The following is an 8,541-nucleotide window of genomic DNA, read 5'->3' on the forward strand; positions in this document are numbered from 1 at the left end:
TCCGGCGCGCGAGATGCGATATCGCTCTCGAGGTGCAGTCTACCGGTCCGAATCGGAGTTAGGGTCTAAGCATGACCGACGGCACCCCCCGAACGGCCAACTCCGACCAGGAGAAGGCCGAGGCACAGCGAGGTACTGAGGCTGCCAAAGAGCCGCTCAGTGAAGGTGTGGTGGACCTGCTCGGCGTGTTGGCCTACGGCGAGCTCGCCGCGTTCGACCGGCTGGCGGAGGATGCCAGGGGAGCGCCGACGCTGTCCGGCCGCGCGCAACTGTCCGCGATGGCAGCCGCGGAAATGGCGCACTACCAGCTGATCGACCGATACCTGGCCGAGCACGGGGTATCGGTGGAGGACGCGATGCGGCCGTTCATCAAGCCGCTGGACGCCTTCCACGCGGGCACCCGGCCGAAGACGTGGCTGGAGTCGCTGGTGAAGGCCTACGTCGGCGACCAGCTGGCCGCCGACTTGTACCGGGAGCTGGCCGACTGGCTGGACCCGGCGACGCGGGAGATCGTGCTCACAGTGCTGGCCGACACCGGCCACTCGGAGTTCGCCGAGCGTGAGGTCGCGGCCGCCATCAAGGCCGATCCGACGTTGCGCGACCGGCTGGCGTTGTGGGGTCGCAGGCTGTTGGGCGAGGCGCTCACGCAGTCGCAGTACGTCGCGGCCGAGCGGGACGGGCTGGCCGAGCTGATCGTCTCCGGCTCGGGCGACATGAGCGGTATCGCCGCGTTGTTCCGGCGGTTGCAGCAGCGGCATCACAAACGCATGCAGGCGCTCGGCCTGGGCTGATGGCCACCTCCGCGGTGGGATAGCCTGGCAGTCGTAGCGGACGCTCAAGCAGGAGGCATCGGGTGGAGATCAAGATCGGCATCGATGAGTCGCCCCGCGAGCTGGTGTTGTCCAGCAACCAGTCGCAGGAAGAGGTCGAGAAGCTGGTCACCGACACGCTGGACAAGGGCGATGGCCTGCTGCGGCTGTCCGACGAGAAGGGCCGTACCTACCTGGTGCCGACCGACAAGATCGCCTACGTGGAGATCGCGCCGAGCGACACCCGCCGGGTCGGGTTCGCGGTCGTGGAAAAGAAGTAGCCGGCCGGATCACTCAGCGATTTCGTCGACACCCGTGGCATCGCCGCGGGTGTCGCGCATTGTGATGACCTTGTTCAGCTCGAGCGGCTTGTTCGGATCGACCGTGTGGCCGTGTTGCCGCAGGACTCCGTCGATGGCCGCCCAAATGATCTCGGTGGTGTATTCCACCACCGCTTCTTTGCTCATCGATCGGCGTTCCAGCCACCATTCCCCGACGTTCTGCACCAGCCCGACCACGCCGTGCGCCCACGGCTCCGCGGCGCCGGAATCCATCCCGAACGCGCGCATGTAGTCGCCGAGCACCGCGGTCACCGCCGACGCGATGAGCCGCTTGTCCTCCTGCGCGATGTCGGTGCTGGCCGGCTCGGCTGCGTGCGGCGGCGGATGCACCAGCAGCCGGTAGAGGTTCGGGTACTCCTCGACGGTGGTGAAGAAGGCGTCGATCACCCGCCGGATGCGCGGTAGCGGGGCCAGTTCCTGGTTCAGCGCGGGCATCAGCCGGTTGAACAGGATCTCGGTGCCCTTCTGGCCGAGCGCGACGAGTAAGTCGGCCTTGTCGGTGAAGTGTCGGTAGAGCACCGGCTTGGTGACGCCCGCTTCCACCGCGACGTCCTCCATGCCGAAGTCCGGGCCGTGCTTGTCGATCGCCCGCAGCGCGGCCTCGACGAACTCCGCGCGGCGCTCGATGCGATGACGTCGCCAGCGGTCCCGCCGGGCGTCCGAGCGCGTGCTGCCGTTCTTGACACCGTCGGCCATGTCGATCACCATACCGCGAGGTAACTGTTACTGCTCGTCACAGTAACTTCGGCGAAAGGTGGACGGCGTGAGCCTGGTGGAACCTCGACGGCAACGGTCCTACGCCACCGGCGCTGAGCGGGTCGACCGGTTCACGACGGCGGACGGCACGCAGCTGTTGGTGCGGACCAGTGGGCCGTCGGACGCCCGGGTCACCGTCGTCCTGGTGCACGGATGGACCCAGCACAGCGGCTGCTGGGACGGGGTCTGCGCGCTACTGCCCACGGACGTGCGGGTGGTTCGTATGGACCTGCGGGGCCACGGCGGATCGGACCCGGCGCGGCGCGGCGCGCGGACCTTGGAACAACTGGCCGACGACCTGGCGGAGCTGCTGGCCGCACGCACCACGGGCCCCTTGGTGCTGGTGGGCCACTCGATGGGCGGGATGACGCTCATGGCGCTGGCCGAACGCCACCCGTACGTGGTGTCCGCCAGGGTGGCCGGGATGGCGTTCGTGGCGACGTCCTCGGGCAACATGCACCGCATCTCGCTGGGCTTGCGCGGTGCCCTCGGGCGGAGCGTGCCGCGTGTCGAGCCTGTGCTGCGGGGTCTGCTGGAACGCCGGGAGAACGGTTCGTTGCCTGCGGTGCCGCAGGTGCTCAGCCCGGTGGTGCGCTGGTTGGTCTTCGGGCGGCGGGCGCCGCGGCGGCACGTCGTCGAGACTGCGAGAGCGGCGTTAGCGGCTCACCCGGCGACCATCGGCGGGCTGCTGGACGCGATCTTCGCGCACGACCGCACGGTCGCGTTGAGCGTGCTGCGGGACATTCCGACCCTGGTGCTCGCCGGTGACCGCGATCGGCTCTGCTCGGTCGAGCACGCCAAGGTGATCGCCGAGCAGCTGCCGGGAACGAGCTACGTGTTGTATCCGGGCGCGGGCCACATGCTCATGCACGAGCGCACCACCGATGTCGCGCGGCGGCTGACGTCGCTGATCCGGACGGCTGTTCCGGCGGGTTAGGACTGTTTCAGCGGGAAGCCACCGCCGATACCGCGCCACGCCAGCTGCGCGATCAAGGCGATCGCCTCGTCGCGGTCGACCGCGGAGTGGTTGTCCTGCCAGTAGCGGGCGCTGACCTGGCTCATCCCCACCAGACCGGACGCCAGCAGCTGAGCCTTGGCGGGCGGCAGACCCGCGTCGGCGGTGATGGTGTCGGTGATCGCGTGCACGCAGGCCGACGTCGCGCGCTCCACGGCCGCCTGCACGGCCGGCTCACCGCGCAGGTCGGACTCGAACACCATCCGGAAGGCGCCGCTGTCCGAGCTGACGAAGTCGTAGTAGGCCGCGACCGCGTTGTACACCCGTTGCTTGTTGTCCGAGGTCGACGTCATCGCCTTGGTGACCTCGGCGACCAGCTGCTCCACGTTGGTCTCCAGCAGCGCGATGTACAGCTCGAGCTTGCCGGGGAAGTGCTGGTAGAGCACCGGCTTGGAGACCCCGGCCCGCTCGGCGATCTCGTCCATCGCAGTCGCGTGGTAGCCGTTGGCGGCGAAGACGTCGCGGGCCACCGCGAGCAGCTGGGCGCGGCGCTTGCGTTTGGGCATACGCACGCCGCGCTTGAGTTGGGCAAGAACCCCGGTGGCCTGCGCGTTCGTCGTGTCCGTCATGGCCGGCCTTCCGCTGTCGTGCGCTGTCGCGCGTTGTCGTCTCGCTCAGGGCGGATCTCGCCGATGCCGACAGTACCCGTCGGTAATACGGGTGGCGCAAGCTGCGTCGGTGTCGCGGCTGGTCCGCGGTGCGTGGGATCTGCCCGTTGGCGCACCGTGAACGAGGTGCGTCATCCTGGTGTTATGGCTGATCCCACCGTGTCCGACGGCGACTCCACCCGCCGTGGCCTCGAATTGCCGGACCTGGACGAGCGCCGGCCGCCGTGGCAGGGCAAGGTGGAGGAGGCGGGCGGCGTCCGGTTGCACGTCCGGCGCACCGAGCCGGAACTGAGCCCTCCGGATGCTCCGACCGCCGTGTACCTGCACGGGCTCGGTGGGTCGTCGACGAACTGGACCGACATGGGCAGGCTGCTCGCGCCGTGGGCGCGGGGCGTCGCCGTCGACCTTCCCGGGTTCGGGTTCTCCGAGCCGGAGGCGGATTTCGACTTCAGCCTGCGGCAACATGCGGATCGGGTGGCGCGGTATGTGCGCGGCCTGGACACGGGACCGGTGCACGTGCTGGGCAACTCGATGGGCGGTGCCATCGCGATCCTGCTGTCGGCACGCTGGCCGGAGCTGGTGCGATCGGTGACGTTGATCTCGCCCGCGGTGCCGGATCTGCGGCCGAGTCTGAGCCGGCTGTCCGATCCCCGGTTGGCGCTGGCCTACCTGCCCGTGGTGGGGACGCGGGCGCGCAAGCAGCTGCTGGAGATGACGCCGGAGCAGCGCGTGCGGCAGGTGCTCGAACTGTGCTTCCACGACCCGTCGCGCTATCCGCCGCATCGGGTGGCCGAACTGGTGGAGGAGTACCAGCAGCGGAGCGGCTACCAGTGGGCGGTGTCTGCGATGGGCCGGTCCACCCTGGGGATCTTCAAGGGCTGGGTGGCGTGGGGGCCGCGGTCGATGTGGCGCGCGCTCGAGCAGATCACCGCGCCGTCGCTGGTGGTCTGGGGTGCGCGGGATCGCGTGATCAGCTCGCGGAAGGCCACGCGGACCGTGCGCTCACTCCGCAACGGCAGGCTCTTGATGCTGCCGGATACTGGACATGTCGCGCAGATGGAGCAGCCGCGGCGGGTCGCCGAGGCCACGCTGCAGCTGTGGCAGGAGACGGAAACGGAGCGTTGAGCCGGTCGGGTGATGGGTGATGGGCGCGATGTCAGCCTGTCGGTGCAGTGCTCGGTTCGTGATGTGGCAGGCTGTGGACCGTGAATGATCGGGTGACGAGACGAACGCGGAGCGCACGCGTCCGCACGTCACAGCCACCCGAACGCAGGTCTGTCGACCGCGTTCCGCGCTATCGGCCGGGCGGCAGGAGGATCGCTGCGGAGCCGTTGGAGGCGGCGTGGCGCCCGGCCCCGGAGCGGCCCGAGCGTGCGCGTCCGCGGTCTCGGTCAGCGGGCCCGTCCAGCTGGGTCAAGAAGTACGGCTGGCGGATCTATGCGCTCCCGGTGCTGCTGGTGGTCACCGTGCTGGCGGTGCTCGACTCCCGTGATGGTGCTCAGCCGCCCGAGCAGACTGCGGCGGCGGAGAAACCTGCCGCGGGTGCCGCCTCCGGTGGCGAGGGGCCGAGCGCGACGGAGAATCCCGCGGAGCCGGTCGATCTGCGCATCCCGACCGCCGAGTTGCCTGCGGGCGGCAAGTTCACCAAGAAGGGCCGGGGCACCTGGCATGTGGTGAAGGGCTCCAGCCCGCCGGTAGGGAAGGCGGGCGGTCGGCTGTACAAGTACACGGTCGAGGTGGAGAACGGGCTCGATCCGTCGAGCTACACCGGTGACGACGCGTTCGCCGAGACCGTGGAGGCCACGCTGTCGGATCCGCGCAGCTGGACCGGCGGCGGGAAGGTGCGCTTCCAGCGGGTGGACGATCCCGCGGACGCGGACTTCCGGATCAGCCTGACCTCGCCCGCGACCACGCACCGAGCCGACGTGTGCGGCTTCCAGATCAAGTACGAGTCGTCGTGCTACCAGCGGCGCATGGACCGCGTGATCATCAACCTGGCGCGCTGGGTGCGCGGTGCGAAGGCGTTCAACTCGGACATGACCGCCTATCGTCAGTACGCCATCAACCACGAGGTCGGGCACGCGTTGAACAACGGCCACGTGGGCTGCAAACGGAACGGCGCGCTGGCGCCGGTGATGATGCAGCAGACGTTCGGCGTGGCCAACAACTACGTGGCGAAGCTGAACAAGGCCGATCCGACCAACTACAGCGCTGTGCCGCGCGACGGCAAGGTGTGCAAGCCGAACGCGTGGCCGAATCCCGGCGCGGAGTGACGGAATATCGGGCCACGACCTCGTGTTGTTCCAGAGTGTGGACGGCACCGTCATGATGTGGACGGACGCCGTTCGTGCGGGGAGGATCGAAGGAGACCACCGCACAATCCACGTGGCGTGAACCTGGAGGTCGAATGTCAGGCAGCCTGCCGCCGCTGGTCGAACCCGCGGCCGAGCTGACCAAAGAGGAAATAGCCCGCTACAGCAGGCACCTGATCATCCCGGACGTCGGGGTGGAGGGCCAGAAGCGGCTGAAGAACGCCAAGGTGTTGGTCATCGGCGCCGGCGGGCTGGGCAGTCCTGCGCTGCTGTACCTGGCCGCGGCCGGGGTCGGCACGCTGGGCATCGTCGACTTCGACACCGTGGACGAGTCCAACCTGCAGCGTCAGGTGATCCACGGGCAGTCGGACCTCGGCAAGTCGAAGGCGCAGTCGGCCAAGGAGTCGATCGCCGAGACGAACCCGTTCGTGAACGTCGTGCTGCACACCGAGCGGCTGACCAGCGAGAACGCGCTGGACATCTTCCGTGACTACGACCTGATCCTGGACGGCACGGACAACTTCGCCACGCGGTACCTGGTCAACGACGCGGCGGTCATCCTGGGCAAGCCGTACGTGTGGGGCTCGATCTTCCGCTTCGAAGGTCAGGTCTCGGTGTTCTGGGAGGACGCGCCGAACGGCAAGGGCCTCAACTACCGCGACCTCTACCCGGAGCCGCCACCACCCGGGATGGTTCCCTCCTGCGCCGAGGGCGGCGTCCTCGGCGTGCTGTGCGCGTCGATCGGTTCGATCATGGTCACCGAGGCGATCAAGCTGATCACCGGGATCGGTGAGCCGCTGCTCGGCAGGCTGATCACCTACGACGCGCTGGAGATGCGCTACCGCGAGGTGAAGATCCGCAAGGATCCGGAGACGCCGAAGGTCACCGAGCTGATCGACTACGAGGCGTTCTGCGGTGTGGTGTCGGACGAGGCGCAGCAGGCGGCGCAGAACAGCACGATCACGCCGCACGAGCTGAAGGCGATGTTCGACTCGGGCAAGGACTTCGAGCTGATCGACGTCCGTGAGCCGCACGAGTACGAGATCGTCCGGATCGACGGTGCGAAGCTGATCCCGAAGGACAGGATCCTGTCGGGCGAGGCACTGGCCGAGCTGCCGCAGGACAAGCCGATCGTGCTGCACTGCAAGTCGGGTGGCCGGTCCGCGGAGGCGCTGGCGGCGCTGCACCGTGCGGGCTTCTCGGACGCGGTGCACCTGGGCGGCGGTGTGCTCGCCTGGGCGAAGCAGATCGACCCGAGTCTGCCGACGTACTGAGACGCTGGACCCAGCGGGCGCCTTCGGGCGCCCGCTGGCGCATGTCTGGGGGCTGATGCCGGCGCGGATGCCCGGAGGCCCTGCGCGGCCGCCCCTCAGCAGTCCGGCTGGCTCGCCACTGGCCGAGCGCAGGCCGAAGAGTGTTCGCGGCGAAGGCCTGCCGGTGCTGTCACGCGGGGCGGGGCGCCGTGTCATGCCGGGCCGGCCCGTTCTGTCGCGCAGGGCGATTTCCGACTCGCCCTGTCACGCAGCGCACCGTGATGCGTACGGAGGGTCGGATTGCACCATAAGGAGTGCTGGAGGGCCTGATGCGGAGTGTCACCCACTGGGGTGACGGGTGGCCGCGTTAGTCTGCCGCCGTGACCCTGACCCGCGAGCGCCCTCCGCTGCGCGTTTGCGCTGCATTCGGTGTGAGTCCTGAGCAGTTGCAGCCGCTCGACGACGACGCGGGTTGGCGGGGCGACGGCGTCGTGCTGCGGCCCGCCACGGACTCGGCCGAGGCGGTCTGGGCTTCCGGCGCGCTCGGGAAGGTCTCGCTGCCGGATGTCCGGATTGCGCGTCCCGCGCGGGCCACGGACGGACGGGCCATCGTGGGCGGCTGGATGGCTTACCGGCTGTCTCCGGACGAAGGCGACGAGGTGCCAGGGGAGCGTCCGCCGGTCGACGACATCGTGCTCGTTTCGGTCAAGCTCCACCAGGCGTTGATCGACCTGCCACGCCCGGATTTCATCGACAAGCGCAAGGACTTGTTGGCGAAGGCCGACCGGGTCGCCTGGGGCGAGGAAGAAGCCGAACTCGATGAGGCCAACGGCGGCCGGTGGTTCGAGATCCTGGCTGGGGCAGCGCGGGAAACCAGCCTGCCGAGCCAGGTCGTGCACGGCAGCCTCTTCAGCAGCGTGCGGCTCACCGGGGACGGAATGCCCACCGTGCTGGATTTTCGGCCGTACTACCGGCCCGCGGAGTGGGCCACCGCGCTGGTGGTCGTGGACGCCGTCGTGGCCAATGTCGCTGGGGCCAGCCTCATCCAGCAGTGGTCGCACTTGCCCGAGTGGCGCCAGATGCTGCTGCGGGCCACCCTGTTCCGGCTCGCCGCCCACGCCCTGAACCCCACCGCCGACGAGAAGACCCTCGACGGCCTCCGCCGCGCTGCCGTGCTCGTCGGCGAAGCCGGCTGACGCCTGCCGCTTCGCTTCGACTGCGTTGGTGCTGATCAGGCGCGGTCAGTGGCATGTTCTCGAGCCTGTGTGAAGTATCCGGAAAGTGGCCCACCGTCTGCGCTGAGTTGCTACCGTAGCGACCGGAGCGATGACCAGGAAGCCGTCGGGAGGGCCGCAATGAGCTTCATCGGGGATTGGGCGGACATCCTGCAGTCACTCGAGGAGCAGCGCAAGAAGTACGGCGGCACCTCCATCGGTGACTCCTTCAG

Annotated in this window: 9 protein-coding genes; 7 read left to right on the forward strand and 2 right to left on the reverse strand. The window is 68.8% G+C overall.

Translation table 11 applies throughout. The annotated features are described in order from the left end of the window. The first annotated feature begins 71 nt into the window (after positions 1–71). On the forward strand, positions 72–791 hold the full coding sequence (locus YWM_RS0113820; protein WP_084612402.1) for a ferritin-like fold-containing protein: 720 nt from the start codon (positions 72–74) through the stop codon (positions 789–791). 62 nt (positions 792–853) lie between these two features. After that, positions 854–1,090 carry a DUF3107 domain-containing protein gene (locus YWM_RS0113825; RefSeq protein WP_028851230.1) on the forward strand — a complete coding sequence of 79 codons (237 nt, stop codon included), beginning with the start codon at positions 854–856 and terminating at the stop codon, positions 1,088–1,090. A 9-nt stretch (positions 1,091–1,099) separates the two neighbouring features. On the opposite strand, the gene YWM_RS0113830 is transcribed toward YWM_RS0113825, so the two are convergent. Further along, entirely contained in the window at positions 1,100–1,846 is a 747-nt protein-coding gene (locus YWM_RS0113830) for a TetR/AcrR family transcriptional regulator (RefSeq protein WP_245566040.1), read from the reverse strand. Positions 1,847–1,913: 67 nt separating this feature from the next. On the opposite strand from YWM_RS0113830, the gene YWM_RS0113835 reads away from it, so the two are divergent. Then, complete coding sequence (locus YWM_RS0113835) at positions 1,914–2,843, forward strand: alpha/beta fold hydrolase (protein ID WP_425426554.1); 930 nt, start codon at positions 1,914–1,916, stop codon at positions 2,841–2,843. On the opposite strand, the gene YWM_RS0113840 is transcribed toward YWM_RS0113835, so the two are convergent. Continuing rightward, positions 2,840–3,490: a TetR/AcrR family transcriptional regulator gene (locus YWM_RS0113840; protein WP_028851233.1), complete on the reverse strand. Its 651-nt coding sequence runs from the start codon at positions 3,488–3,490 to the stop codon at positions 2,840–2,842. The two genes, YWM_RS0113835 and YWM_RS0113840, sit on opposite strands and share 4 nt — an antisense overlap. A gap of 183 nt (positions 3,491–3,673) precedes the next feature. Between YWM_RS0113840 and YWM_RS0113845 the strand changes: the two genes are divergently transcribed. From YWM_RS0113845 to YWM_RS0113865, 4 genes are all read left to right on the forward strand, one after another. After that, positions 3,674–4,654, forward strand: coding sequence for an alpha/beta fold hydrolase (locus YWM_RS0113845; RefSeq protein ID WP_028851234.1), 981 nt, complete (start codon positions 3,674–3,676; stop codon positions 4,652–4,654). A gap of 92 nt (positions 4,655–4,746) precedes the next feature. Continuing rightward, positions 4,747–5,802: a DUF3152 domain-containing protein gene (locus tag YWM_RS0113850; protein ID WP_043661053.1), complete on the forward strand. Its 1,056-nt coding sequence runs from the start codon at positions 4,747–4,749 to the stop codon at positions 5,800–5,802. Between the two features lie 134 nt (positions 5,803–5,936). Beyond that, a complete protein-coding gene (gene moeZ / locus YWM_RS0113860; RefSeq protein WP_028851236.1) occupies positions 5,937–7,115 on the forward strand; it encodes an adenylyltransferase/sulfurtransferase MoeZ in 1,179 nt (392 codons plus the stop codon). A 359-nt stretch (positions 7,116–7,474) separates the two neighbouring features. Further along, the gene (locus tag YWM_RS0113865; RefSeq protein WP_043661055.1) at positions 7,475–8,290 is read left to right on the forward strand and encodes a TIGR02569 family protein; all 816 of its coding nucleotides are present in this window, start codon (positions 7,475–7,477) and stop codon (positions 8,288–8,290) included. The last annotated feature ends 251 nt before the right edge of the window (positions 8,291–8,541 follow it).

Origin of the sequence: Thermocrispum municipale DSM 44069 (assembly GCF_000427825.1) — a bacterium.
In the GTDB taxonomy this organism is placed as follows: Bacteria; Actinomycetota; Actinomycetes; order Mycobacteriales; family Pseudonocardiaceae; genus Thermocrispum; species Thermocrispum municipale.